Below are 890 nucleotides of genomic sequence, written 5' to 3' on the forward strand. Positions count from 1 at the left end.
TAGCATTTTGAGAAATGGGCGGTGCTTGCGAAGCCGCAGGCGAGGGCGATCTCGATCATGCTCATCTCGGTCTGGACCAGCAGGTGGCGGGCGCGCTCCAGGCGCAGCTCCATGTAATAGCGCTTGGGCGAGCGGCCGAGATGGCGGGCGAAGAGCCGTTCGAGCTGGCGCGGCGACAGCCCGGCCTCGGCGGCCAGCAGCGCCGGGCTGATCGGGTCCTCGATATGCGCCTCCATCCGGGCCAGCACCTGGGCCAGCCGCGGGTGGCGGGCGGCGATGCGGGCGGGCGCGGCCAGGCGCTGGTCGTCCTGCTCGGAGCGGATGGCGGTGTGGATCATCTGGTCGGCCACCCGCCCGGCCAGGTCCTGGCCGTGGTCGCGGGCGATCTGGCGCAGCATCAGGTCGATGGCGGCGGTGCCGCCGGCGGCGGTCAGGCGGTTTCCGTCCTCGACGAAGACGGTGCGGATCAGGGTGGCGTCGGGGAATTTCTCGGCGAAACCGTCCTGGTTTTCCCAATGGATGGTGCAGCGGCGGCCGTGAAGCAGCCCGGCCTCGGCCAGCACCCAGGCCCCGGTGCACAGCGCGCCGATGCGGGTGCCGCGCCGGGCCTCGCGCCGGAGCCAGGCCAGCACCGGGCGGGTGGCGGCGCGGGCGATGTCGAGCCCGCCGCAGACCAGCACGGTATCGCCGCGCGCGGTGTCGGCAAGCCCGCCGTCAAGCATGACGCGGGCGCCGTTCGAGCAGGCGGCGGCGCCCTGTTCTCCGGCCTGTTCGCCGGCCTGTTCGCCCACCAGCCGCCAGTCGTAGAGCGTCCGTCCGGCCAGGCGGTTGGCCAGCCGCAGCGGCTCGATCGCCGCGGCGAAGGAGACCAGGGTGAAACGGTCCAGAAG

Annotated in this window: 1 protein-coding gene; it reads right to left on the reverse strand. The window is 72.8% G+C overall.

Features of this window, described 5'->3' with window-relative positions:
• On the reverse strand, window positions 1-890 hold an 890-nt coding region (locus ACFOMP_RS19775; protein ID WP_379033774.1), incomplete at both ends, for a GlxA family transcriptional regulator.

The organism is Paracoccus simplex (genome assembly GCF_042648325.1).
GTDB classification, from domain to species: Bacteria; Pseudomonadota; Alphaproteobacteria; order Rhodobacterales; family Rhodobacteraceae; genus Paracoccus; species Paracoccus simplex.